This is a genomic window from Mailhella massiliensis (assembly GCF_900155525.1).
GTDB classification, from domain to species: Bacteria; Desulfobacterota; Desulfovibrionia; order Desulfovibrionales; family Desulfovibrionaceae; genus Mailhella; species Mailhella massiliensis.
On sequence record NZ_LT706951.1, the window covers coordinates 519,741 to 545,053 of the forward strand.

Here is a 25,313-nt window from a genome sequence, read left to right on the forward strand (position 1 = left end):
CCGGGGCAGGCACGGCAAACTCCCCTGCAGCAGGGTCAACTGTGTTCTCTCCCGGCGGATAGGCAGAGGCCCTTGCCGTCTTTGGGGCACTTTCTTCCCGCCTCCGCCGGAAAACCGGCGTTCTTTGCTGCCGGGCGGAAGCCGCAGTGAAAGCCCCGTGCCCCTCTGCCTGCAGAACATACGGCTTTTTCATGAACCATGCCGGGGGTTTCCCGGAGGAATTTCCGCCTGTTCCCACTTCAAGGAGCGTTTCCCCTTTCCGTCTGCCTGCTTTTTTCTGTCCTGCATGTGCGGAAACTTCCGGCATTCTTCTTTCCGTCCTCCGCCTGGCCATGTTGCAGGCACGCCTTTTTCCGGCAGATGACGCCCGGCACTACGGGCTGAACACCGGCCGCATCTTTCTCTCCGTGCAGGGCGGAATAAGAAAAGCAGCGCCCTCTCCCTCTCTTTTGCTCCTCTGGGCGCGGCGTGCTCTCAGCATTGCGCGTCCGTCGTACTTTACCCCTGCAATCCTGATCCGCATGGGCGATATCCCCGCTTCTTCATTCTTCAAGAAAAGGTTTAAAGTATGACCAGGTTTTTGGGGATGAATGTTCTGCAACTGCCCGGAATCCCCTCTTTACCTTTTTTCCGCTTTGATTTCGGGCCTCGGGCTGGGGCTTTTCCCCCCCCAAAAAAAAACGGAGTCTCGCCCGGAGACTCCGCTTTTTTGAACTGTTTCGTTCCGGCCTAGAGGCGGCCTTCCTTCTTCAGTGCCTCATACCAGAGCGGGTTGTGATGCTCGATGTGGCGTTCAGGCACAAACCCCGTGAACATGGAACGCAGCGCGGGGCCTTCGCCCGGAGCCAGCGCCGCCATGTAGATATGGACGGGCAGGAGTATGGCCATGATGCCCGCGCAGCAGAAATGAAGGAAGATGCACCACTGCAGCACGGTTTCCGAAAGGGCATATTCCACATTGCCGGAGAAGAACCCCATGATGATGCCCGTCACGGCAAGCCCGATGCTCGCCATCACGGCCATCACGGCCACCATGCGCTGACCGGCGTTGTAGAAGCCCTGCGGGGGAAGTGCCGGATCTATGCCGAGCTTCATGGTCTTCTTCGGGCCGAGCACCAGCCACAGCCCCTTCTTCATGCACCATTCCACATCGCTCTTGATATGGAAGGTGGTGACTTCACGCAGGAAGGGCAACACCTCTTTGCGGCAGAAGACCACGATATACAGCGCGTAGACGACGACCCACAGGGTACCGACGGCAAGATGCGCCACAAGAAGGCCTCTGTCGCCGAACATGCCCTGCCAGAGATTGATCCACCATTCGCCTACGGGCTGCATTTCCCCGGCAAGCAGAGCAAAACCGGAAAACAGCAGAAACAGCCAGCACAGCGCATTGAACCAGTGCATGAATATCGCGGAACGGGAATGTCGACGGATCATGCGTTATCCTCCTTTTCGCGCTTCTCTTGAGCAGCGCCCTTCTTTTCCGCCGCGATTTCCTCGTCTTCCTTTTCGGAAGACTTGATGAGCTGACGGACGAAGGTGCCGGTGAGCGCGGCCAGCACAAGGCCGCCCACCCAGGTGACGCCCTTGGCCAGGGGCCGCATGGTATCGACGGGGTAGCTGACGGTGCTGCCTTCGGGCAGCGCGTCGGGCGTGGTGGTATCAAGATAGGTGAGCGTGGGCTTCGCTCCGCTGTTTAAAGGAACGACGTGCACGGCCTTGCGCGAGGCGAGAACCTTCGCCACTTCGGAGGAAGGATCGTCCGCATCGCCGAAAATACGGCAATGCACGGGGCATACGGCCACACATGCAGGCTCCTGCCCGGGCGTGCTCGCACGGCAGTAATCGCACTTGTCGGCGGTTCCGGTTTCGGGGTGACGGAACCGGGCATGATAGGGGCAGGCGGAAATGCAGCTTCCGCAGCCGATGCAGCGGGAACGGTCTATTTCCACGGCGCCGTCACTGCCCTTCCATGTAGCGCCCGTGGGGCAGGCCCGCACACAGGAAGGATCGTCGCAATGCATGCATGCGCCGGGCTGGAACTTGAAGCCGCAGGGAGAGCTTGTGCTGTCCGTTTCATGCACCCAGTTGCGGGAAAGGCCGTAGGGAACATGATTGCGCTGCTGGCATGCAATGATGCACGCCTTGCAGTTCATGCACTTTTCAGAATCAATGACCATGACATATCGAGCCATGACGACCTCTCATCATATTTTTCTCAGGCGGCACCCTGTGCAGTTGTGCTGCGCAGAAATGCGGTCCCAGTAATTCGGCAGGATATCGCAGATGGATTCGCTCTGGTTTTCCTTGAGCGGCGTGGTCCGGCAGCAGTTGGCTGGGGTGAACACCGCGCCGGGGAGCACGTTCTCCGTAATATCCACCCAGGCTTCGATGCCGCCCATGGTGGTTTCCAGCATCACGCGGTCGCGCTGCCTGAGGCCGAGTTCCTGTGCGGTCTTCGGGTTGACCTGCACGAAACGGCCGTTCGAGAACTGTGCCATGGAACGGGCAAAGTTGGTCAGCGTCTGCTGCCAGTGCCAGAGCTGCTTGCCCTGAGTAAGAACAAGCGGAAAATCCTTCTTGCCGTCCTTGCTCTTCGGGTGACCCTTGGGATAATCCCAGCGATCGATGCCGCCGAACACCCTGTCCATCACCGTCATCTTGCCCGTGGGGGTGAGGAGCCTGCCTTCCGTGAACACGGTCCCCCTGCGCTCCTCATCGCCTTCTTCAAACAGCGGCCAGGTCACGGTGGGGGAAGTACGCATACGCTCCATGGTAATGCCCTTCCAGGAGGGAACCTCCTTCTGCATCATGCGGCAGATTTCTTCCGGGTCCTTGAAGTCGGGATAATGTTCGGGGTCCATCTTGCGGCCGATATCGCGGTAGAACTGCCACGCAGGCACGCATGAACCGGGAGCTTCCACAATTTTTTCTCTCCAGGCTACCTGATTTTCATTGCCGTAACCGCAGCCCTGACTTTCCGGGCCGAAGGTGGCGGGAATGAACAGCGTGGAAACTTCGGACTCCTCGTCAAGGAAGAAGCCCATGTGTACCACGAAGGGCACTTTCTGGATGGCCTTGCGCACGCCCAGCGCGTCGGGATTGCGGCGATAGCTGGAATTCAGGAAAAGAATGTCGAGTCTCTTCTTTTCCATGGCCATGCGCAGACGGCGGAAGTTCATTTTCGGAGTCTTGTTCTCGCCGAAGTAATGGTCCACCAGTTCCTCACCGCCGCCGGGCTTGCCGCTCTGGAAGGTGAGCATGCCCCTGCCCTCGCCGATGAGGTTGTCGCGCAGGGCCTGCATGAGAATGATGGCACGGTCGGTGGTGATGCCGTTGGTCTGACGGGAAAGGGAACCGCCGATCCAGACTATGGTCTTTCTGCTCGCGGCCACGGTATCGTAGAAGGCGACGATTTCCTCGCGGGAAAGGCCGGTGACGGACTGCACGTATTCCAGCGTGAACTTTTCCGTCTGCGGAGCGAGATTTTCGAAGTCCTCAATCTGGAAGCGGGCCCGCTCCTCGTCGTAGGAGCCCTGCTCCAGAATATAGCGGATGGCGCCGAGAGCCAGCACGCCGTCGGTACCGGGCTGCGGACGCAGCTGGCTGTCGCACCAGATGCTGGTACGCGTTCTGCGCGGATCGATATAGATGATTTTCGTGCCCGCCTCACGCGCGGCCTTGAGCCAGCGGGTATAGGGCGGATACAGGTCGTTGACGTTGGCGCCCCAGAGAATGACGGTCTCTGCCCTGGGCAGCTCGTCCACCTGGGTGGAACCGCTGTTCACGCCGAGCATGAGGCCCAGCATGTTGGAAGCCGTGGATACGCAGGTTTCCCCCGGGGGCATGGCCTGCACGCAGCCCACGGTACGCAGCGCCATGAGCGCGGCCACTTCGGATTCGAAGCAGTCCCACAAGGGCATGGTCAGCGCAACGCGGTTGCCTCCCTTGTCGCCGTACTTGTCGCGCACGGCCTTCATGCGCTCGACAACCATGTCCACCGCTTCCTGGTAGCTTATCCTGCGCCAGCTTCCGTCCGGTTCATGGTACATGGGTTCGGTAATGCGGAAGGGGCTGTCCATGAGTTCAAGAATGGACATGCCCTTGGGGCACATGGCGCCGCCGGTCCAGTAGTTGTTCCTGTCCCCGGTAATGCTGAGTATCTTGCCGTCCTGCACACGGGCGATATAGGTGCAGCGCACCTGACAGAAGGGGCAGTACCCCTTGACTTCCGTCACGGGGCCGCCTTTGGGAGGAACGTAGCCGATGGCGCGTGCTCTGGACGGATTGGCGATGGCCGCTCCGCCCGCGACCAGGGCTGCGCTCAACTTAAGAAAATTTCTTCGTGAGTAAGCGTCGGGCATGATGAACCTGCCTGTTGAAACTTGTTGCGCAGAAGATGCTGCCTGTATGCCGCGCAGAGCCGCAACGCCGCACGGGACCGGCCCTTCAAAAGACCATATGCGGCGACGGGAACCTCAAAGTCCGGGAAGGCTCCGTCAAGCCGGCTGCGCGAGGGAAAGAAAAGCCAGACAAAGCGCCTGGCCCTTCTGTTGAAGCAGGCATCGAGCTGCCTGCCTCAACCGATGAAAAGGGCACGGGAACCGCAGAATCCCCGTGCCCGACCGATGCTATTTGAACACGTCCATGCCCTTCAGATGTTCATCATACATCTTGCCGTACCAGCGGCTGATGAAGTGAACGGTGGAACGGCACGCCTTGCCGACGACAAGGTCAATGTTCTTGCCCTGGGCGCGAGTCGCGAGGTTGTCAGTCTTGGCCTTAGCGGTTTCGACATGCCAAGCCTTCACGGTCTTGCCGTCAAATTCATCGATAACGATCTTGAACTGATTGTTGGGACCAACAAACACGTTGTTGGCTCCGCCGTCGAGTATGATCGGTTCCTTGTTGGCGATCATGACTTCGTGCGGATAGGTGCAGGTCGCTCAGGTCTCGGGACGTGTCAGGAACCGCGGGTCAGCAGGCCAGTCGGAACCATTCTGCACGTCGATGACATCAGAGTACGCAACCAGTTCAACCTTACCGTCCTTGAACGGATTGCCGGGGCGGATGTTCAGATGGACAAGAGTCTTGCCATCCTTGGAAACCACGTAGCACTTGTCGCGCTCAACCATGGACTGCATGAGCCACTTGGCGTTCTTGGAGTCGATGTAGAGCTTCTTGGTGGTGACGGTACCGGCCTTGTCGGTGATGGAAACTTCCACACTGTCCTTGCCGATGTTCTTCACCGCCACGCTGGCGTCGCCGACCTTGAAGGTGGCGTTGTTGCCGTAGGTTCCCACCACGGGCTTGGCAGGCGACATATAAATGTCGGTGCAGCTGTCGGTGGCAAGTTCGCGGACGTGAACATTGTTGTTCTCGTCGATCTTGTCCACGACGACCCAGGTGCGGCCCACGCTGGACACGTTGTGTCCGTAGTCGAAGCGGGAAAGGTTGTTCGTTTCGTCAGGCACGGTATGGCCCACGGGCTGATTGGAGCCCTTCACCAGGCCGCCGTCGGCGGCGTCATTGGTGATGCTGGTGCCTACCTTCACAGGGAAAGAGGAACCATAATAGTTGCCGGTGGTCTTCACGACCTTGAACACGGCTTCCTTGCCGTCGGCCAGGCCGTAGGTCGTCCAGCCTTCCACGGAAGACAGTTCCCATCCGCGGGACTTGTCTGCATTGCTGGTAATGACATCGCCCTTCTTCATGACGACGTCGCGCACCACGTCGCGGACATAACGGTCCACGATGACGCGGTAGGTGTCACCGGCCATGGTGATGGGTTCGTTGTCGAAGGGATACCAGTTGCTGGAACGGGCGGTGGTGTACAGGCCTTCGGAAGGAATGATGATCTTTCCGTCTTTGATGTAGCTCTGACGAATGACAATACCGTCGTTGATGGTGCGTTCGAGGCCGAGCATGGTCTTTTCGTGACGGTTGTTCACGAGACCGATCAGCTTGGCCACCACGGCGGCATTGCTCGCAGGAGACTTCATGGCAGCGCTGCCGTCGGCAGGCGCCACTCCAGCCAGAGCTACTCCGTTCAGGCTTGCGGCAAGCAGCAGAGCAAGAGACAGCTTGCCGAGGCCCTTGAGAGCACTCATGTTCATATAGAACTCCTTGGGATGATACATTCCGGCCCGCGGGCGTCACACGAAGGGGCGTTCTGCGCCACCCCGTCGGCACGCCGGACGGGAACCAACGATTTCCCATGAAATCCCGGAATGTTGAAAACAAATCAGACCCTCCGCACAGCGGAGGGGAAAGCGTCAGCAGTTGCAGTCGAAGCTGGCCACGCCTTCGATTTCGAAGTGTTCGTTGATCTGCTTGATCTTGGTGTCGGTGATGCCTTCCACTTCCTTCAGTTCTTCATAGCTCGCAAAGTCACCGACGTTTTCGCGGTACTCCACGATCTTTCTGGCGAGATCGGCGCCGATGTTGGGATCAGCGGCGAGCTCTTCTTCGGTGGCGCTGTTCAGATTGGCTTTTTCAGCGGCGAAGGCGGTGCCGGTAAGGCAAAGGGCGGCAACGGCGAAGCAGGCAAGAATGCGCTTGATATCCATGACACGTTCTCCTGAAAATAAAGGTGGAATTTTTGCTCGACTCTCATAGCTCGCTTGTTACTGTTCTGTCAAGCTCGCACCGACCATTCTTTTTTCCGAACGAGGGAACCCATCAGGCGCCTGTCTCTCCCTGCAGATGCAGGGACCGGGATAAGACTACGTTATCATTTTTCTTCGCTGTTGTGAAGCATTTTCAGGACGGAAGCGACGAGGCATTGCCGAAGGTGAAATCTTCCGGGCGTATCAATACCCAGACGCTTTTCCCCCGCTCCGCCCGGAGCTCCTCAAGGTTCATGCGGGAGAGCACGGCGCAGAACTCCTGCCCTCCCTGATCGAGCCGTACCATGACGCGGGCTTCCTCCCCGCATTCCAGAATATCGACGATGCGCCCGCTGAAGCAGTTCTGTTCCCGGACTCTGCGCAGCGGAAGACGCACCTGAAGGGAGCGCACGAAGACGCTGACTTCCTTCTGCTCCAGAATATCCAGCCGGGAAAGCGCGCGCGTGGAGCAGCGCACCGCGAAAGCAGGACCCGACGGAGGGGTGATGTGAATGAGGCAGGAAAGTTCTCCTTTCCAGACAAGTTCGGGCTTTCCGCTGACGATATTGTGCCTGCCCGCCTGGCGCGAGCCTTCCCAGAGCCGGAAGGCCTCCCTTATCCGGGCCGTTTCCCGCTCTCCGGCCTTTCTGCCGTTTCCTCTGCCGAGAAAAAGCTCCACCGCAGGCAGTGATACCCCCTGCCGCAAAAGTTCCTGTTCCCGGAAGTCGCGTATGTCCGTGGGATTCACGCCGTCGAGCCCGGCCTCCTTCGCCCGCTGGGAGAAGATACGCCGCACATAGCCCTGATCGAGGCGGCACAGCCTTCCCTTCTCCCGTACGTTGCAGGGGGCGTCGCGAAGTTCCAGAATCTTCTTCAGCGCGGTGCGCGGCAGGGGCACGTCTCTTTCCCATTTGCCCCGCACATGAAGCAGCTCCTGCGCCTCGTCGATATCGTCCGTATCGTTCACGGCCAGCGCCTCGCCGAGGCGCAGCCCCGCAAAGCGGACAAGCAGACAGATCAGCAGCACCCTTGCGCGCGAGCACTGCTGCATGGGGCCCCGTGCCTCCTCGTACCAGCGGTAAAAAGCCTGAAGGAAGGCCCTGAGCTCCTTCTCCTCCAGCACTCCCCCGAAAAACGATTCTTTTCTGTCCTGCATGGCATTCTCCCGGCCGCGAGGCTATCAGAAGCAATCACGATTTTCCAGAAAAAAGGACTCTGTTGGGAGCGCGGCCGCAACATGGTAATCTTTTTCGTCCTTCGTTATTCCTGCAGGGAAGAAGGCCTGCTCCCTTCTTCCCGCCATGATAATGATGCCGACTCTCAAAAGGGCCGCCGGAACCGCTGCTTTGTTTTCCCAAGGCCCGCTTTTCCGGCCCGCGCCCTTCCGGCGCCCCATCAACCCGCCGCGCCGAAGCGGAGCGGCAATGCGAAACGGATGCATCATGAACATCGGCAACCATACCTTTGAAGAATTCAAATCTCTGGCGGAACGCTTTCACGGCTATGCCGCGCCCGGCCTGCTGCTCGGCGGCTACATGGTGGCTCTGGCAAAGAGGCATCTGCCGGAGGGCACGCTTTTCGAGGCCATTTCCGAAACGCGCAAATGCCTGCCCGACGCGGTGCAGCTTCTTTCCCTGTGCAGCATGGGCAACAACTGGGTCAAGGTGCGCAACCTGGGGCGCTATGCCGTCACCTTGTATGACAAGTACACAGGCAAGGGCGTACGCGTAAGCGTGGATCTTGAAAAGCTGAAGGCCTGGCCGGAATACTACGCCTGGCTCATGAAGAAAAAGCCCAAGCAGGCACAAGATGAAAAAAGGCTCCTGAGAGAAATAGAAGATGCGGGCGACACCATCTGCCGCGTGGAAGAAGTGGCCGTGCACACCGGCCTTCTGGGACATGCCCATACCGGTTCCGTATCGGTGTGCCCCGTCTGCGGGGAAGGCTACCCCACGGCGGACGGGCCCATCTGCCGCGCCTGCCAGGGCGAAACCTACTACGATTCCCGGGCGGCGCAGGCTCCTCAGGCGGCATCCTCCACGGGCGTACGCATCGTTCCCGCGGAAGAAGCCGTGGGCAAGGTGCTCGCCCACGACATGACGCGCATCGTTCCCGGCGAATTCAAGGGCAGCGCCTTCAGCGCTGGGCAGACCGTAAGCCCCGGCGACCTGTGCCGCCTTCAGCAGATAGGCCGTTTCGACGTGGCCGTGGTGGACGAGAACGCCGCCCCCTCGCCCAAGGGCGCACCGGCCCATGAAAACGAAGCCGCGGAAGCCTTCGCCCGCCGCATGGCCGGGCCCGGCGTACGCTACAGCCTTCCTCCCCGCGAAGGCAAAATCGATTTCGTGGCCGAATGTTCCGGCCTGCTTTCCGTAGACGTGAAGAAGCTGGAACGCTTCAATCTGGTCCCCGAGGTGATGTGCGCCTCCCGGCAGGACGCCACGCTGGTGCAGGAAGGCAAGAAAATCGCGGGAACCCGCGCCATTCCCCTGTTCCTCAGCCGCGAACACATGGGGCAGGCGCTTTCCGTTCTCGGAGAGGAACCTCTCTTCACGGTCACGCCTCTGCGCCGCGCCCGCATGGGCATACTGGTCACGGGTACGGAAGTATTCAACGGACTCATCGAGGACAAGTTCATCCCGGTCATGAGCGAAAAGGCCCGGCAGTACGGCTGCGACGTGCTGCGTACCGTCATCGTTCCCGACGACAGGGCGAAAATCGCCTCTGAAGTGAAGAACATGGTGGAAGCGGGCGTGGATCTGCTCGTGACCACGGGCGGCATGTCCGTGGACCCCGGCGACGTCACCCGTCCCGCCCTTCTGGATGCGGGACTTACGGACATGCTTTACGGTATGCCCGTACTGCCCGGAGCCATGGCCATGGTGGGGCGCATCTGCGCTCCCTCCGGCGACGTGCAGGTCATGGGCGTGCCCGCCTGCGCCCTGTTCTTCAAGAACACCGTGTTCGACCTGCTGCTGCCCCGTCTTCTGGCAGGCCGCCGCATCACCCGCGGCGAACTGGCCCGCATGGGGGAAGGGGGCTACTGCCTCACCTGTTCCGTATGCACCTACCCCAAGTGCGGTTTCGGCAAATAGCAAAACGTCATGAATCCGCGCCTGCGGCCTCCCTGTGCGGCCGCAGGCCGAACGTCCCGGGCGCGCCGCAGTTTTCAGGCGCGCCTTTTCCACAACAGCCCCGATGTCAACGTCAACGCCCTGCGGAGTTTCCGGCATGATCGGTCTTGTGCTGGCGGGAGGCCGCTCCTCCCGCTTCGGAAGCGACAAATCCCGCGCCGTGCTCCATCCCGGCGCAGGGAACATGACGGAATGGAGCTGCCGCCTGCTCGCCTCTCTTCCCGGCGTGGAATACGCGGCGGTTTCCTGCCGTCCGGCACAGGCAGGAGTGCTGCGGCAGGCGGGCCTGCTTCCCATTCCCGACGAGGCGGACGGCCCCCCCACCCCGCTGCGCGGTCTTGTGGCCGCACTCAAAGCAGCCTCCACAGCCGTGCTGGTCATGCCCTGCGACCTTCCGCTCATGACGGCAGGCACGCTTTCCCTGCTTCTCGACGCCAGAAGAAAACGACGGGAGGAACATGCCTCCGCCCTTCTTCGTACCTGCTTTGTTCATGCCGACGGCCGCACGGAACCGCTGGTGGCCGTATATGAGTTTTCCAGTCTTCCCTGGCTGGAAGCCGCCCTGCACGAAGGCCGCTTCGGCATCCATTCCGCCCTGCCCTCATGGGGCAACAGCCTTGTGCCCTGCCCTGAGGAAACGGCCTTTTTGAATATGAATACTCCCGAAGAGCGCGAACGCGCCCTGCTGCTCATCAACGGTAAAGAAAACCTTCGTCCGTGATTTCCGGGAGCCGGAAGACGGCGCGGGTTCCGGGCCCTGGCCGCGCTCTTCGCCTTTTCATGCCCGCAAGGCTCCGCCTTTTGCCCTCCTCCTGAACAAGGCAGATTGTTTTCTCCCTTCCTCCCACAGAAAAAATCCGGGAAGCGGCCGGAACGCGCCGCTCCGCCTGCCGCCCCATCTTCCACAAGAAGCCCGGGGCGGCCTTTTCTTTGTCGACGGCTTTTTCTCCCGCGCCCCATGCCTGCCCGGAAAACAGGCATGAAAAAAGGCCCCTGAAAAGCAGGAAGCCGTTTTTTTTCAGCCGCACGCCGCTAAAGCAGAATCAGTCTCGACTTTCCTTCCCGCTGGGGAGTTGCACGGCCCACGAAGAACGCCGGTTCCCCCAGGGCTGCAAGCCTTTCGCAGGCTTCCTGCCGCCGCGCTTCGGGCACGGCCAGAAGAAGCCCGCCGGAGGTCTGCGCGTCGAAGACCAGCGTGGAACGCAGCTCATCCGCACTTTCGGTCACGATGGTGCGGCAGGCGCAGTAATCGCGGTTGCGGTAGGTGCCCGCGGGAATAAGCCCGCAGGAGGCGAATTCCTCCACCTGCGGCATGAAGGGCAGAAGGCCGGTTTCCAGTTCCACGCATACATGGGAACCTCTCGCCATTTCCAGCACATGTCCTCCCAGACCGAAACCGGTGATGTCCGTGGCGGCCTTCAGCTGCATGGCGCGTATCACCTCCGCGCCGCGGGAGTTCAGCCTTGTGGTCCAGCGGTACATTTCCTGTTCCGCCTCATCGCCCCCCGGCCACTTCGCCTTGATGGCCGTGGCAAGCACGCCTGTCCCCAGAGGCTTGGTAAGAATAAGGGCATCCCCCGGCTGCAGGGCGTCGTTCTTCGCCGCGTGCGCCGGGTCGATCACGCCCGTGACCGAAAGGCCGAACTTGATCCAATCGTCATCCAGCGTGTGCCCTCCCGCGAGCACGGCCCCGGATTCCGCCACCTTTTCCATGGCCCCGGAAAGAATATCCGCCAGAACGGACATGGGCGTATCCGATTCCGCCGAAGGCGAGGGAAAAGACGCGATGTTCATGACCGACCAGGGCGTTCCGCCCATGGCATACACGTCGGAAAGGGCGTTGGCCGCAGCCGTCTGCCCGAAAAGACGCGCATCGTTGCCTATGGGGCCGAGTATGTCCACCGTCTGTACCAGCGCCATGCCCGCAGGCGGGGCCTTGATGAGCACGGCATCCTCGTTGTTGGAAAAGCCGTGCAGAATGCGGCCTTCCCTGTCGGGCGGCGGGGTGATGTCGGCAAGTATCTGCTCCAGCAACGCCGGAGAAGCCTTGGCCGCTCAGCCGGCCCCTTTCGTCTTGTCCATAAGGCAGTATGTCGCCATAGCCTCTCCTTTGAGTCTGCCGTGCCCGGCATCCGTCCTTAAATCCGCCCGCCCGGCAACGATGTCAGCCGTTCCCGGCACATGATCGCCGCTCTGCCCACAAAGGGCATGAAGGCGGCAATGCCCGTTGCAGGCGTGGGCTTCGTCAATTCCCCCGTGAACCTCGCCCCCTGTGCGGCCAGAAGGCAGGCCTCCTTCAGCGGAATATCCGCCGCCGCCAAAGCGGTAAGCAGCCCGGCGACGAGATCGCCCGTACCGCCCACAGGCTCCATGAAGGGAATGCAGGGGCTGTCCACCCTGCCGCATACCCGACCTTCCTCCACCACCATGTCCACCGCTCCCTTGACCAGCAGAAGGCGCGCGCTGTCGCCGTGCTCCCAGGCAAGGCCGGCCAGTTCCGGGGTTTCTCTGCCTTCGGCAAGCAGAAAGCCCCGGGTATAGAACGGATGCGGCGCCTTTTCATCCGCAAGAAAGGCCAGCTCCCCGGCATCGGGCGTGAACACGTCGTAACGCGAGGCGTAACCGCTCATCTTCGCGGCGTACATGAACCCCGCATCCGCAATAAGAACGGGCATGGGCCTCTTGCGTTCCTCCAGCGCCATGAGTATGCGGTTGTGTCCGTCCACACTGGGGAAAAGATAGTGGAAGGTCAAGCCTCCCAGCGTTTCCGCATCCGGCGTGCCCAGCCAGGAGGCGAGATGGGCATACAGTCTTGTGCTCCCCTGCGAGGAACCGCAGTCCCCGGCAAGCAGAAGAAGCGGAGCTTCGCCGCCCAGAGCCTCCAGCGCCAGTATCGCCGCTGCGGCAAGGGCGGGAGTCCCTCTCTCCACCGGTACGGCGGGAGGAAGTTCGCCCTCCCCGCACACCTTCACATCGGCGGGAACAAGCCGTCCGTCTTCCACCTTCCATGTGCCCATGCACAGCGGAAAGGCATCGTCCGGCACGGTGCCGCATATCAGAGTGCGCATGTACCGCCTCCTTCCCGCCACAGGCGGCGGGCTTCCAGAAAAGCCTTCTGCAGCGCATAGGAACAGAGGGTATGGCCCCGCACCCGCGGCTCTTCCGCGCCGCGTATGTCCTGCCCCACCAGCAGGGAGGCAAGGTAGGGTACGTCCGGGCAGCCGCCGCCGGAAACATTGACGATGCGCCCGGATGCCTTTTCCACGGTGATCTTCACATTGGCGGCCTGCACCATGAACCATTCCCCGTAATCCTTCACGCGGAAAAGGGAAACCGGCTCCAGCATGGGACCGCTTACGGGAACGACGGCCATGGGGCTGAGTCTTTCCTCCTCAAGAACGCGCCTTACGGCCGACTCCATGAGCAGGGGAAAGGTCACCACCATGTCGCACCCGGTACGCAGTTCCGGCGGAGGTCCCTTGACCTCCACCGGAAAACCGGCCGCCTGAAGACGGCGCTCCGCCTGAATGACCTCTCCGGTATGCTGAAAGACCAGAAAGCCCTTCTCCACACCGTGGCCTTCCGAAGCGCCGCTTCCGCGTTTCTTCCACCAGCCGGTCAAGCGTCCGAACATTACCTGCGAAGCTCCAGACGGACGATGCCGTCGCCTTCTTCCTTCGCCTCCACCTTCCAGCCGTTCTTGGCCGCGGCGCGACTCACGTTCTCCTGGCTTGTGGTATTGTCCACCAGTACGTCGACAGGTTCCTCACCGGAAAGATGAGGATACACCATAAGTACGGGCTGAGGGCAGGAAAGCCCGCGCGTATCAATAAGCATAGCAGTCTCCTTCAGTCAATGTCAGGCCTTTTTCGAAAAGGCGAATCCGATGAACAGGCAGAGGGCAAGACCGATGATGGTGGCATGAGCGCCGTACACGCCGATGCCGGCGGCGGAGCTGGCCGTACCGAGGTTGTGCGCCATGGCCGCGCCCGCCAGCATACCGAGGGCGAAGATGGCCGCGTCGCTGTCGCCTTCACCGGCCATGAAGAGCTGCCTGCCGGGGCAGCCGCCGGCAAGAGCGAAGGCAAGTCCCGCCGTCACCATGCCGAGGAAGTTCCAGAGTCCGTCGGTATGAGCCACGGGCTGATTTTCAAAACCGGCATGGAAGCCGCCGGTGAGCAGGTTGGCGACAATGGCCGCCGCAAACATGGCCGCCACACCGAAAAAGAGGTGCCCGTAACGGAAAAGAATGAGGTCGCGGAACGCTCCCATGGTGCAGAAGCGGCTGCGCTGCGCCAGAGCGCCGATAACGAGGGCCACTCCGAAGGAAAGCAGGAAGGGAGCATGAGCCGCGCCGGGGCCGCTGACGGAATAGAAGAGCGGGCCGCTCTGCGCCTGACCGGAAACCTGCGGGAAGGCAACATACAGGCCCAGCAGTCCCGCCATGAGCAGGGGGAACAGCCAGCCCGCGGCCGCGTTCTGCTTCGTGCTGCTGCCCAGCGAATACCCGCGCCTGAAGAAGAAGGTACCCCCCGCAATGCCGCAGATCAGCCCGGCAAGGCCGAACAGCGCGTTGCCGTCGCCGCCTGCAAGGCGGAGAATCGTACGCCACGGACAGCCGAGAAAGACCAGCGCGCCCATGGCCGCAATCATGCCGAGAACGAAGCGCACCAGCGGCGAGGAACCGCCGCGGGGGCGGAATTCGCCTGCGGCCAGAGCCATGCCCAGGGAACCGAGCACGAAACCGATGATTTCAGGGCGGATATACTGCACGATGGCGGCGCGGTGCAGGCCGAGCCCGCCCGCAATGTCGCGCTCAAAGCAGGCTACGCAAATGCCCATGTTGGCGGGATTGCCGAATTTCTGCAGCAGAATGGCCGCAGCTCCGATGACGGCGCCGACAATAATGATGCCGGCCGTGCTGGCAAAGGGGTTCTTGCCGTTCATGAAAAGGCTCCTCCATGAGAATGTGTCACATTGCCGTGCCGCAACGCAGTATAGAGCGAAACGGAATCCGTGTACCCGGCACGGAAAAGGCGGAAGGAAGAGCCTTGAAATTCAGGCGGAAAAAATCATGCGCGCCCGAAAAGAGTCCAGGGAACTTCCAGTTCCGCCGAACCCGGGCGTCAGGTAGCGCCGCGGAAGATCACTTCCGCGGAAAAAGCGGATATGCTCCGCCCTGTATCCCTGATTGCGAACATGGTTTCCCCTGACATGATTTTTCTCTTCTATATCCCGGGGCATGGGCCTTTGCAAGAAAAATATGGCCGAAACGCATCCACCACAACGTTTTTACGCCCCCCCTTGCGGGGCTGCTCTACGGGTGCTACATAACAAAACCTGCTCTGGAGGTTTTATGGCGTTCTCCCCTCTGCGCCCGGATAAAGGCACGGCTGCCGCGGCCCTGGCAGCCTTCCGCGTCACGCTGCCCATACTCGTGGGCTTCGGCTTCTGCGGATTCTCCTACGGTCTGTACATGCACTCCCTGGGCTTTGCTCCCATCGTGCCCGTCATCATGGCCACCACCATTCTCGCGGGTTCTCTGGAATTCATCATGGCCAGTATGCTCATCGGTCCCTTCGCCCCGCTCACGGCCTTCACCGTGGGCCTCGTGGTCAACGCAAGGCACCTTTTCTACGGCATCGCCATGCTGGATGCCTACCGCGGCGCCGGAATGCGGAAGGGATACCTCGTCTGCGGCCTCATCGACGAAACCTTTTCCATACTCCAGTCCGAACCCGTGCCCGAAGGGCTGAACAGGCATCAGTACGCGTTCTTCGTCACGCTGTTCAATCACAGCTACTGGGTGTTCTCCACCGCGGCGGGCGCATACTTCGGCAGCGCCCTGCCCTTCAGCACCCGGGGGCTGGAATTCGTGCTTCCCGCGCTGTTTCTCGCCATCTTCACGGCAAGCTGGCAGAAGGAAGGCAGTCACGCTTCCTCCCTCATCGGGCTTTCCGTCACCTTTCTCTGCCTGCTTGTTTTCGGGCCGGAATACTTTCTTCTGCCTTCCATGGCCATCATCATCGTGCTTCTGCTTCTCTTCCGCAAAAAACTCTCTTCCTCCGCAGGAGAACGGTCATGACCACCCTTCAGACAGCCGTCATGATAGGCCTTGCCGCCCTGTCCACGCAGATCACGCGCTGGGCGCCCTTTCTGCTTTTCCGCAAAAAAACGCCGGACCTCGTGGCCTACCTCGGCACGGTGCTTCCCTCGGCCATCTGGGGGATGCTCGTGGTGTACTGTTTCAAAAGCGGCACGCTCGTCGAAGGCAGTTCCGGCCTTGCGGAAGCGCTGGCCGCCGCCTTCACCATCGCCCTTCAGATGTGGAAAAAGAACATGGCCCTGACCATAGCGGGCGGCACCTTCTGCTACATGGCGCTCGTGCGTCTGGCCGCCTGATGCGCAGAGGCACGCCTTCCGGCCCCCTGTACGGAAGTCCCGTCCGGCCTCCGGCCCGGAGTCTCCGCCGTAGCCATCCGGGCACAGGGAAGACTTTTCCCCAAAAAGCAAGCCGCAGTTCTCCCCTCCCCGCGGGCAGAGCAGCGGCTTCTGCGGAATACGTATCCGTCAGTCTGTTCCGCTTTTGAAGCGGCCCTTCTGACTGCCTTTCCCCGGAAGAACGGATATCCGTGCAGGATACGATTCGGGGCCGATGGGACCTGCGCCCTTTCCCGCCGTACCGGCCGCATGTCCCATCGATCCCATCGCGGCACACGGTTTTCGTGGATTTCCCGCAGCACGCCCCTTCCTTCTTCCGCCGCGTCGACTTTCCCCGGCTTCCGGCGTAACATGAACCGCGTCCGCCGCATGAGGAATGCGGATTTTCTCTGAATGCCTGCCGGGGCCGACGGCCCGAGGAGTCTTTCCATGACGGTAAAACGCCTGCTCTGTTTCGGCGATTCCAACACCTACGGCTGGAAGTGCAACCTGCACGGCCCCGCGTTGCGCCATCCCTCCGAAATACGCTGGACGGGCCGTCTCGCCCGCCTTCTCGGCCCCGGCTGGGAAGTCGTGGAGGAAGGGCTCGGAGGACGCACCCTGCGCGATCATTTCACGGTGGGCGGCGGCCTTGCCGTACCGGGCGCGGGCCTCTGCGGCAAGGAGTATCTGCCCGCCTGTCTGCTCTCGCACCTGCCTCTCGACGCCGTGGTCATCATGCTGGGCAGCAACGACATGAAAGCCGCCCTTCACCGCTCCGCCGAAGATATCGCCGAAGGCATGGCGGAACTTGCCGATATCGTGCTCTCCTTCCCCTGGGGCGAAACGCTGGACTACCCGCACCCTGCGCTCATCATGGTTTCTCCTCCATATATCGGGGAAAGAAAAATGAGCCTTGCCGGAGAACGCTACCTGGGAGCGCCGGAAAAATCCCGCGCTCTTGCCGCTCTGTACCGGAAGACGGCGGAAGAAAAAGGCGCGGCCTTCCTCGATGCGGCCCGGGCCCTCGGCGGCGACCCCTTCGGCGAGGCCCATGGGGAAGACGGTATGCACCTCAGTGAGGAGGATCACGCCGCCCTGGCTTCGGCCCTTTGGAAAAAACTCCTGGCCATGTTTCCGTAGCAAAGGAAAATCTCCTTTTTCTCCATGGAGATACTCCATGCCCTTCCCGGCGTTTTGCATGATTCTTTCCACGCCTTGCAAAAAGCTCCCGCCTGAAACAGTTTGAAACGTGACAAAGATTCCCGTCCTGCCTATAGCTATATCCATCTTGCCGCACCTGCAAATCAACACACCATAAAGGATCGAGCCATGACCAAGAAAACCCTCTCCCTCTCTCTGCTTTCTCTCGCCGTTCTCGCCGCTGTTCCCATGGTCGCCATGGCCCAGCCCCACTATTACGACGGCGGCCGCCATCACGGCTATCACCGCATGGCTCCCTGCCAGGCCATGCCCGAGCTGAGCAAGGAACAGATCGCGCAGATGGACAAGTACCATGAAGAACACCGCGCCGCGGTCGCCCCTCTGTTCGATCAGCTCATGGAAAAGAAAATGGAACTGCGCGCCCTTTCCCCCAATCCCAACGTCAAGCCCGAGGAACTGAAGGCCATCACCAGCGAAATCGCCGCTCTCCGGGCGAAGATCCGCGCCGTCAATGATGAATTTTACGCCAACATGGACAAGGCCGGTCTGCCCTGCGGCGATTACGGCTGCGCCTGGCACGGCGACGGCTATGGTTACGGCCACGGCCGCCACGGCTGCTGGCGCTGAACCGCAGGGGGCAGTTCCTCCTTTCCCCCGTTCCGGCTTCCTCTTGCCGTTTACGCCCCTTTCATCGTATGATGGAGGGGCTTTTTCTTTCCGGGCCTGCGCCCGTGCCTTTTTCCATGGAGCCTTGTATGAAACTGAAGGAACTCATCACCAGCGCACGCACCTGTCGTCGCTTCAAGGGCGAAAAACGCCTCTCCTCCGACATTCTGGCGGAACTTGCGGATCACGCGCGACTTTCCGCATCGGCCCGCAACATGCAGGTGATACGCTTCGTCACCGTTGCCGACCCCGATACCTGCGAAGCGCTGAACAGGCTCGTAGTCATGGGCGGCGCGCTCACGCCGCAGCAGCGCGCCCGTGAAAATCAGCATCCCGGGGGCTTCATCGTCATTGCCGGACCGAAGGACATGGACGACTTCGCCCTCATGGATGTGGGCATCGCCGCCCAGAGCATCAATCTGGCAGCCTGCGAGGCAGGCCTTGCCTGCTGCATGATAGGCGCGGTGAAAAAGGACGAGGCCGCCGCACTCCTGGGCCTGCCCGAAGACCTGCAGGTCAGGCTGGTGCTCGCCCTCGGCGTTGCGGATGAAGTGCGCCGCATCGTCCCCCGCAGAAGCGACGGCAAGCTCACCTATTACCGCGATGAAAACGATGAGCACTGCGTGCCCAAAATCACTCTTGAAGAAGCCGTCATCCTGAAAAAATAGCTTTCCTGGCCACCAAGCTCATCAGGGCGCAGGCGCTTTTCCGCCTGCGCCTTTTTCTGCGGAAGCCCCCCGGCCCTTTTCCTTGCCGGGCTTTCCCCTTCTTTCCCGCAGCACCTCACCATGTCCTGCATACGGACTTCTCCGCCTGCCGTATCTTCCCGGATATTCCTGCCGGAAGCCCCCCCTCCCCTCTGCCGCTCCGCCAGACGCTTCCCGCCCCGGGCCTTTTCCTGCCCGAAGTTCTCATGGCATTTTAAAAAAAAACGTGCTACTCCTGTCTTTCGTGACACGTTTTATTTTTTAGTGTCACCTTTTATTGCTTACAGGAGCCTTCATGAAACTTCCCTTCCTTCTTGCGGCAGCCGCGCTCACTCTGGCCGTATTTCTTTCCCCGGCAGAGGCCAGAGTCGTCACCGACATGCGCGGCAAGGCCGTCACCGTTCCCGACGATCCCGCTTCGGTAGCCACCATAGACGACGGCTTCATCGAAGGCGTGATGACGCATCTCGGCGTCATAAAGCGCGTCAAGGTCATCGGCTCCTGGTCCATGAAAAGGGATTACCGCTACAGCATTCCTTCAAGTTCCGGTTCAACTTTTGAATACCGGGGCTGGAACACCATGAAGTACCTCCACCCCTGGCTGAATGATCTGCCCTGCGTCAATTCCCCCCAGGGGAACATCATAAGCTATGAAACGCTGGCCCTTTCCGCCCCCGACGTGGTGCTGATGCGCGTGGGCGACACTCCCGTGGGTACCGACAGGGAAAAAGTTCAGAAAACGGTGGACACCATCGAAGCCCTGGGCCTTCCGCTCATCGTGCTCTATTCCCCCACATGGTTCCGCTCCTCCGATCTTTCGAGCATGAAGACGGAAGCGGGCATCATAGGGGAACTCTTCGGACAACGGAAAAAAGCGGAAGATCTGGCCGATTTTCTGGCGCAGACGGAAGCGATGATACGCAGCCGCACCGCCTCCGTGGCCGAAAGCGACAAGGTTTCCGTACTGCTTCTGGGGCTTCGCCCGGATATAAGGAAAAAAGGCGGCGCAGGCTCCGTGCACGGAAGGGACACCGCGGAATCCTATATCGTGGAAGAGGTGGCCCATGCCAGAAACGCCTTTCAGGGCAACGGCACGGGCGTACCCATGAGCGCGGAACAGGTGTACGCCTGTGATCCCGACGTCATCATTCTTCCTACGGCCAACGGCTACCATCCCCCGCAGGAACTGTGCGAAGCGCCCTATTATGAAAATCTGCGCGAACTGCGCGCCGTGAAGGAAGGCCGCGTCTACGCTCTGCCCTGGTCGCCTATGAACGCCTCGCGGCGTGTGGAATACCCGCTGGACATGCTCATCATCGCCAAGGCCGCCTACCCTGAACGCTTTTCCGACATCAGCGTGTACGATTTCGCCCTGCGCTTTTATCAGGACGTGTACGGCGTCGGCGAGGAAACGGCCCGGGGGCTTCGCAGCACGCAGCTTCTCGACTGGATGGCGGAAAGCGGGTTCTAGTCCGCCTCTCGCGCCGAAACCATGCCTGCGGCGGAGCGCCTTTCCGTCAGCCCGCCGCCCCATGAGGAACCATGAAAACACTCCGTGTCCCCCTTGTCGTTCTGCTCTGCTGCGCTCTTGCGGCAGCATTTTTCCACGCCCTGCTCGCGGGGGAATACTCGCTCGGCATAGGCGACGTACTGCAATCCCTCTCCGTCCATGCAGGCTGGAGCGACGGCACGGCGCAGAAAACACACGAGATCATCCTCTGGCGCATACGGCTGCCCCGCCTGCTGCTCGCATGCATTACCGGCATGGCCATGGCCGTTTCCGGGGCCGTCTATCAGGGCTGTTTCCGCAACCCTCTGGTGGAACCCTACATTCTGGGCGTGTCGGCGGGCGCATCCTGCGGTGCGGCGCTCGCCATCGTGTTTCCCATGTTCTTTCCCGGCGGGCAGCTTTCCGCCTTTCTCATGGGCATGGCCGCGGTGCTTCTCTCCTTTTTTCTTGCCAGAAACAGAGGAGAAACGCCGCCCGTCACCCTGGTGCTTTCCGGCATCATCGTGGGTTCTCTGTTCTCGGCATGCATCGGCATCATGAAGTACCTCGCTTCGGACGTGGAACTTCGGGAAATCACCTTCTGGATGATGGGCGGTTTCTATTACGCCACCTGGGAGGACGTCGCCATCTGTGCATGCACCGTTCTGCCCTGCCTTGCCCTGCTTTTCGCTCTGGCATGGAAACTGAACATTCTTTCTCTGGGCGATGAGGAAGCCCGCAGTCTGGGCGTGCATCCCGAAAGGCTGAGAGTGCTCTTCATCATCCTTGCCACGCTCGCCGCATCCGTATGCGTATCCGCCGCAGGCATCATCGCCTGGGTGGGCCTCATGATGCCCCATGCCGCCCGTATGCTGTTCGGTCCGGACAACCGGTGGGTCATACCCGCATCCGCGCTTCTCGGCGCGCTGTATCTGCTTCTCTGCGATACCATCGCCCGCACGCTCACCGGCGCGGAAATTCCCATCGCCATCATCACATCCATCGTGGGCGCCCCGTATCTGCTCTGGCTGCTCCGTGCCAAAGGAAGGGAACTTTATGGCGCATGATCTCTGTCCGTCCCTGCCGGGCCTGCTGTTCCACGGCGACGGCCGTGGCCTTTTCCGCTTTTTCCACGGTACGGCGAACGTACGCGAAACCTGCGCCTTCCCGGCCGACGCCGCGCTGGACATACGCAACCTGTCCTTTTCCTACGGCAGAAAAAACATTCTCCGGCAGGTGAGCCTCACGGTGCGCCCCGGAGAAATATGCGGCCTTCTCGGCCCCAACGGCAGCGGCAAATCCACACTGTTCCGCTGCTGCATGGGCTTTCTGCATCCTCAGGAGGGGCACATCCACGTCAAGGGCGTGAACATCGCCCACATGCCCCCGGCAAAGCTGGCCCGACATGTGGCCTATGTGCCGCAGGAACACCGCCAGCCCTTCCCCTTCCCTGTGCGCGACATGGTGCTCATGGGCCGTTCCCCGCACATGACGGGGTTCTCCCCGGTCACGAAGGCCGACCGCGACATCGCCGCCGAAGCCATGGAACGCATCGGCATCAGCGCTCTGGCCGACACGGCCTGCAATCAGCTTTCCGGCGGGCAGAGACAGCTCGTGCTCATTGCCCGGGCCATGGCGCAGCAGACGCCGCTCATTCTGCTGGACGAACCCACCAGCGCGCTGGATTTCCGCAATCAGCTTGCCGTGTGGAAGGTGCTGCGCGAGGTGGCCGGGCAGGGGGTGGCCGTGCTTGTATGCTGCCACGATCCGAACCATATTCTCTGGTTCTGCGACCGGGCGGCCGTTCTGCACAAAGGCTCCCTTGCGGCGGAAGGCCCGGCGAGGGAGGCCCTCGGGCAGGATACGCTTCGTCAGGTGTACGGCGAGGAATGCGTGCGCCTTTCCACCGCATCCATGGACATGGTGTGCCCGCAGCGTTCCTGAAAAAACGCTTTCCGCATCTTTCTCATCACGAAGCCTCGCGCCTCCTGCCCGTGCAGGGCCGCGCATCCCCGTACGGCAGAACAACATAAACTTCCCGGCGATCTTTGCGTGACAGGCGGCGGAATTGACGAGCCCCGGCGAAAGAGCTTTAAAAGGGACAGCAAAACATGAAGGAGGACGCATGTACGCCTCAGGCATAACTCAGGAACTCATCGACAGGGCCGTGGCCTTTCACGGTCACTGGTGCCCCGGCATAAGCCGCGGCATCCGGGTGGCCGCTTGGGTCATGGAAAACATGGGTACCGCAAAAGATGAAGAAATCGTGGCCGTCACCGAAACCGACATGTGCGCGGTGGACGCCATCCAGGCCCTTGTAGGCTGCACCTTCGGCAAGGGAAACCTGATATTCCGCGACCGGGGCAAGGTGGCCTTTTCCTTCTTCCGCCGCAGCGACGGCAGAAAGGTGCGTATCGTGGAAAAAGTCCGCGACGACGACATCTCCCGCCGTATGCAGGAAATCCGCAAGGAACTCACGGCGCAGAACCTGTCGGAATGGATACGCACCAAGCTGGAAATAGAAAGGGAACGTCTCAGAAGAAAGGATATGGACTTTCTTCTCTCCGCGCCCTTTGAGGAACTCTTCACTCTGGGCGAACCTTCCTTCGACATGCCTCCCATGGCCCGCCGTCTCCCCACCATCGTGTGCGAAGGCTGCGGCGAAGGCGTCATGGCTTCGCGCATCCGCGAGGTGGGCGGCCGCAGGCTGTGCATCGACTGTGCGGAAAAGCAGGGCTGATTCCGTTTTTCTCCCGGCAGCAGAGGGGCGGGGCCGAAGGCAGCCGCCCCTTCCGTTTCAACACGCCCTTTTCCCGGCCCGCCGGCTATTCTTCTCCCCGGCAGCCCCCTCTTTTCGCCCCTGCCGGGCGTGCCTTTGCGCGAAAGCACATGCCCGGGGCCGCCTCTCGCCGCAGCACAAGCAGAAGGCCATGCCGCGTCATCCTGTCCCGTCCGGCCAGCCTCTTTCTTCAACCGATACTTCAGGTTTTGCCGAAGAACACGCTCCTGCCCCGGCCGGAAAAGCCGGCACCGCTTTCCCCACGGCGCGCCTTCCGTATCAACGGGCTTCTTCGTCATGCAGAACTCTCCGGCGGCGACCGTTCTTTTCGATGAGAACGAAAGCCGGAACACCGCCGTCCTGCTGAAAAGGTGTTTTTCCGGTATAACCTTTTGTGCTTCCCCCGCCTGGCGGATGGATTTCCGTTCCCGTACCTTCCCTCAGATGCCTGAAGGCATTGAAAAAAGCCGCGCCTCCTCTCCCCAAGAAAGAATGCGCGGCTTCTCAAGCCGGAAATTCCGCCATATTCTGCAAAATCTCTCAGCCCAGAATCTTCTCCAGCTTTCGGGCCACGGGCACATCGGCAGGCAGAAGCCCGGGGAAAACGGCAAGCTCGTGCAGGGGAACCCAGCGCATGTCGTCGTGCACGGTCAGCGCCATGTCTCCTGTCCAGGAAAGCACGCGGTACACGCAAAGGTGCACAGTGCCGAAATCGTATTCATGGCTGTTCTCCGTGAGGAATCCGCCGATCTGCGCTTCTATGCCCAGCTCTTCCCTGAGCTCCCGGGCAAGGCACTGTTCATGGCTTTCCCCTTTTTCCAGCTTCCCTCCGGGGAATTCCCAGCTTCCCGCGCAGCTCATGAAGGGGGCGCGCCGCATGACGAGAATACGGCCCTGTTCAAAAAACACCGCGCCCATCACTTCCTTGGTCACCTTTTCCATCTCCTTTCTCCTTTCAGGCGGGCAGACCGCCCTTTTCCGCCGCCATGCGCCTTTCCTGACGGCGCATCGTGACCAGATAGCAGACAACGATATACAACGCGCACAACGTACATGTCACGGGTTCGCAGAGACACACGCCCATATACCCCATGGAGGGCACCACGAACAGCGCAAAAATCACGTTGCCCGACAGTTCCAGCACGCCTTCTCCGAGACTCAGCAGCCTTCCGCCCATGCCCTGCAGGGCGCAGCGCAGCACGATGAGCACGGCGATGCCCACATAGAAGGGCGCATCCACCCGAAGGTACCGCTCTCCGGCGTACAGCACTTCAGGACTGGCGGAACCCGTGACCAGAAGCACCAGTTCATCCGCCCACAGCCATACCACCACATTGACCAGCCCCACCCAGATGAGCGCGAGGAAAAGCGCATGGCGCACTCCCTGCCGGGCTCTTTGCCACTGCCCCGCCCCGATGTTCTGACTGGCGAAGGTGGAAGCCGTCACGCCCAGCGTTCCCAGGGCCAGCATGAAGACGCTGTGAAAACGCCGCGCCGTGATGTAGCCGCCCACGATACCGGTTCCCAGGTCGTTGATGGCCGACTGCAGGATCATGATGCCAATATCCACAAAGCACATCATAAGCCCCATGGAAAGGCCCGTGCCCAGCATCTGCAGCAGAACGGCCCTGTCGGGCAGCCAGGGACAGCCTTCCTCCCTTTTTCCGGGGCGCAGTTCCGGGCAGCGCCGCGCCACATACCACAGGCACAGCAGCACGGAACAGCCTTCGGCTATCACCGTGGCCACGGCAGCACCGGCAACTCCCATGCCGAAACCTGCCACCAGCAGAAGGTCGAGTCCTATGTTGCACAGGGCTGCCGCCAGCAGAAAGACGAGCGGCATGAGACTGTCGCCTATCCCCCGCAACAGGCCCGCCAGCATATTGTAGGCAAGAAGTACGGGCATCCCCCAAAAAATGACGCGCAGGTAGGAAACGGCCATATCCAGAGCCGCATCCGGGGTGCGCAACGCACGCAGCAGAGGTTCTGCCGTCAGAAGTCCTGCCAGCGATGTCAGAAGGGCCAGCCCGGCCCAGAGCCACAGCGCAGCCGTCACGGCCCTGCCCATGGCTGCTCCGTCCCTGCCTCCGTAGCAGCGCGCCACCACCAGGGAAAAACCGTTGGACAGACCGGAGAAAAGTCCCACCACCACGATATACACCGCCACCGTGCAGCCCAGAGCGGCCAGAGCGTCGTCGCCGAGCACATGGCTCACCACGGCGAGGTCGGCCATCTGGTAGCCCTGCTGGAATACATTGCCGAGAAAAATGGGCAGCGCGAAAAGCAGCATACCCGTGAGGGGATTGCCCCGGGTAAGATCAATCTTCATGGGAAACATCAAAA

At 61.1% G+C, this 25,313-nt stretch carries 25 protein-coding genes and 1 pseudogene; 11 read left to right on the forward strand and 15 right to left on the reverse strand.

Annotated elements, in window-relative coordinates; translation table 11 throughout:
- Nucleotides 1–729: 729 nt before the first annotated feature.
- The 8 genes from CZ345_RS07980 to CZ345_RS08015 form a co-directional block, all read right to left on the reverse strand.
- The gene (locus CZ345_RS07980; protein WP_077072625.1) at nt 730–1,440 is read right to left on the reverse strand and encodes a formate dehydrogenase subunit gamma; all 711 of its coding nucleotides are present in this window, start codon (nt 1,438–1,440) and stop codon (nt 730–732) included.
- Nucleotides 1,437–2,198 (reverse strand): 4Fe-4S dicluster domain-containing protein, encoded by a 762-nt coding sequence (locus CZ345_RS07985; protein WP_077072626.1) that lies wholly within the window; start codon nt 2,196–2,198, stop codon nt 1,437–1,439. Before CZ345_RS07985 ends, CZ345_RS07980 begins: the two co-directional genes overlap by 4 nt.
- Before the next feature lie 12 nt (nt 2,199–2,210).
- Nucleotides 2,211–4,367, reverse strand: a complete 2,157-nt coding sequence (locus tag CZ345_RS07990; protein ID WP_077072627.1) for a molybdopterin-containing oxidoreductase family protein — start codon at nt 4,365–4,367, stop codon at nt 2,211–2,213.
- Nucleotides 4,368–4,634: 267 nt separating this feature from the next.
- Nucleotides 4,635–4,922 (reverse strand): transcription factor, encoded by a 288-nt coding sequence (locus tag CZ345_RS07995; RefSeq protein WP_239446643.1) that lies wholly within the window; start codon nt 4,920–4,922, stop codon nt 4,635–4,637.
- A gap of 27 nt (nt 4,923–4,949) precedes the next feature.
- Entirely contained in the window at nt 4,950–6,119 is a 1,170-nt protein-coding gene (locus CZ345_RS08000; protein WP_077072628.1) for a hypothetical protein, read from the reverse strand.
- Between the two features lie 159 nt (nt 6,120–6,278).
- A complete protein-coding gene (locus CZ345_RS08005; RefSeq protein WP_077072629.1) occupies nt 6,279–6,572 on the reverse strand; it encodes a ComEA family DNA-binding protein in 294 nt (97 codons plus the stop codon).
- Between the two features lie 193 nt (nt 6,573–6,765).
- On the reverse strand, nt 6,766–7,767 hold the full coding sequence (locus CZ345_RS08010) for a TOBE domain-containing protein (RefSeq protein ID WP_077072630.1): 1,002 nt from the start codon (nt 7,765–7,767) through the stop codon (nt 6,766–6,768).
- 24 nt (nt 7,768–7,791) lie between these two features.
- The gene (locus CZ345_RS08015; protein ID WP_144277283.1) at nt 7,792–8,061 is read right to left on the reverse strand and encodes a hypothetical protein; all 270 of its coding nucleotides are present in this window, start codon (nt 8,059–8,061) and stop codon (nt 7,792–7,794) included.
- Here CZ345_RS08015 and CZ345_RS08020 point away from each other — a divergent pair.
- Complete coding sequence (locus CZ345_RS08020; RefSeq protein WP_077072632.1) at nt 8,054–9,706, forward strand: FmdE family protein; 1,653 nt, start codon at nt 8,054–8,056, stop codon at nt 9,704–9,706. The two genes, CZ345_RS08015 and CZ345_RS08020, sit on opposite strands and share 8 nt — an antisense overlap.
- Nucleotides 9,707–9,842: 136 nt before the next feature.
- Entirely contained in the window at nt 9,843–10,466 is a 624-nt protein-coding gene (gene mobA / locus CZ345_RS08025; RefSeq protein WP_077072633.1) for a molybdenum cofactor guanylyltransferase, read from the forward strand.
- A gap of 311 nt (nt 10,467–10,777) precedes the next feature.
- On the opposite strand, the pseudogene selD reads toward mobA, so the two are convergent.
- The 5 genes and pseudogenes from selD to yedE form a co-directional block, all read right to left on the reverse strand.
- Nucleotides 10,778–11,800, reverse strand: a pseudogene (gene selD / locus CZ345_RS08035) (selenide, water dikinase SelD); the annotation flags it as partial.
- Between the two features lie 83 nt (nt 11,801–11,883).
- Nucleotides 11,884–12,813 (reverse strand): sugar kinase, encoded by a 930-nt coding sequence (locus CZ345_RS08040; RefSeq protein ID WP_077072636.1) that lies wholly within the window; start codon nt 12,811–12,813, stop codon nt 11,884–11,886.
- The gene (locus CZ345_RS08045) at nt 12,801–13,379 is read right to left on the reverse strand and encodes a putative Se/S carrier protein (protein ID WP_083717240.1); all 579 of its coding nucleotides are present in this window, start codon (nt 13,377–13,379) and stop codon (nt 12,801–12,803) included. Before CZ345_RS08045 ends, CZ345_RS08040 begins: the two co-directional genes overlap by 13 nt.
- Complete coding sequence (locus CZ345_RS08050; RefSeq protein WP_077072637.1) at nt 13,379–13,582, reverse strand: sulfurtransferase TusA family protein; 204 nt, start codon at nt 13,580–13,582, stop codon at nt 13,379–13,381. The genes CZ345_RS08045 and CZ345_RS08050 overlap by 1 nt, the downstream gene beginning before the upstream one ends.
- 21 nt (nt 13,583–13,603) lie before the next feature.
- Nucleotides 13,604–14,692 (reverse strand): YedE family putative selenium transporter, encoded by a 1,089-nt coding sequence (gene yedE, locus CZ345_RS08055; protein WP_077072638.1) that lies wholly within the window; start codon nt 14,690–14,692, stop codon nt 13,604–13,606.
- Between the two features lie 409 nt (nt 14,693–15,101).
- Between yedE and CZ345_RS08060 the strand changes: the two genes are divergently transcribed.
- The 9 genes from CZ345_RS08060 to CZ345_RS08100 all read left to right on the forward strand — a co-directional run bounded on the left by CZ345_RS08060 (nt 15,102) and on the right by CZ345_RS08100 (nt 22,931).
- The gene (locus tag CZ345_RS08060) at nt 15,102–15,830 is read left to right on the forward strand and encodes an AzlC family ABC transporter permease (RefSeq protein ID WP_077072639.1); all 729 of its coding nucleotides are present in this window, start codon (nt 15,102–15,104) and stop codon (nt 15,828–15,830) included.
- On the forward strand, nt 15,827–16,147 hold the full coding sequence (locus CZ345_RS08065; RefSeq protein ID WP_077072640.1) for a branched-chain amino acid transporter permease: 321 nt from the start codon (nt 15,827–15,829) through the stop codon (nt 16,145–16,147). Before CZ345_RS08060 ends, CZ345_RS08065 begins: the two co-directional genes overlap by 4 nt.
- Before the next feature lie 468 nt (nt 16,148–16,615).
- A complete protein-coding gene (locus CZ345_RS08070; RefSeq protein ID WP_077072641.1) occupies nt 16,616–17,308 on the forward strand; it encodes a GDSL-type esterase/lipase family protein in 693 nt (230 codons plus the stop codon).
- Between the two features lie 189 nt (nt 17,309–17,497).
- The gene (locus tag CZ345_RS08075) at nt 17,498–17,956 is read left to right on the forward strand and encodes a Spy/CpxP family protein refolding chaperone (RefSeq protein ID WP_077072642.1); all 459 of its coding nucleotides are present in this window, start codon (nt 17,498–17,500) and stop codon (nt 17,954–17,956) included.
- A 128-nt stretch (nt 17,957–18,084) separates the two neighbouring features.
- Nucleotides 18,085–18,663, forward strand: coding sequence for a nitroreductase family protein (locus tag CZ345_RS08080; protein WP_077073013.1), 579 nt, complete (start codon nt 18,085–18,087; stop codon nt 18,661–18,663).
- Nucleotides 18,664–18,997: 334 nt separating this feature from the next.
- On the forward strand, nt 18,998–20,173 hold the full coding sequence (locus tag CZ345_RS08085) for an ABC transporter substrate-binding protein (RefSeq protein WP_083717245.1): 1,176 nt from the start codon (nt 18,998–19,000) through the stop codon (nt 20,171–20,173).
- Between the two features lie 71 nt (nt 20,174–20,244).
- On the forward strand, nt 20,245–21,258 hold the full coding sequence (locus tag CZ345_RS08090; RefSeq protein WP_077072643.1) for a FecCD family ABC transporter permease: 1,014 nt from the start codon (nt 20,245–20,247) through the stop codon (nt 21,256–21,258).
- Nucleotides 21,248–22,135 (forward strand): ABC transporter ATP-binding protein, encoded by an 888-nt coding sequence (locus tag CZ345_RS08095; RefSeq protein WP_083717247.1) that lies wholly within the window; start codon nt 21,248–21,250, stop codon nt 22,133–22,135. Before CZ345_RS08090 ends, CZ345_RS08095 begins: the two co-directional genes overlap by 11 nt.
- Before the next feature lie 181 nt (nt 22,136–22,316).
- Nucleotides 22,317–22,931: an FmdE family protein gene (locus CZ345_RS08100; protein WP_083717249.1), complete on the forward strand. Its 615-nt coding sequence runs from the start codon at nt 22,317–22,319 to the stop codon at nt 22,929–22,931.
- Nucleotides 22,932–23,510: 579 nt separating this feature from the next.
- On the opposite strand, the gene CZ345_RS08110 is transcribed toward CZ345_RS08100, so the two are convergent.
- Together CZ345_RS08110 and CZ345_RS08115 are read right to left on the reverse strand one after the other, a co-directional pair.
- Nucleotides 23,511–23,912, reverse strand: a complete 402-nt coding sequence (locus CZ345_RS08110; RefSeq protein WP_077072645.1) for a (deoxy)nucleoside triphosphate pyrophosphohydrolase — start codon at nt 23,910–23,912, stop codon at nt 23,511–23,513.
- Nucleotides 23,913–23,925: 13 nt separating this feature from the next.
- Nucleotides 23,926–25,299: an MATE family efflux transporter gene (locus tag CZ345_RS08115; protein ID WP_162274950.1), complete on the reverse strand. Its 1,374-nt coding sequence runs from the start codon at nt 25,297–25,299 to the stop codon at nt 23,926–23,928.
- Between the last annotated feature and the right edge of the window lie 14 nt (nt 25,300–25,313).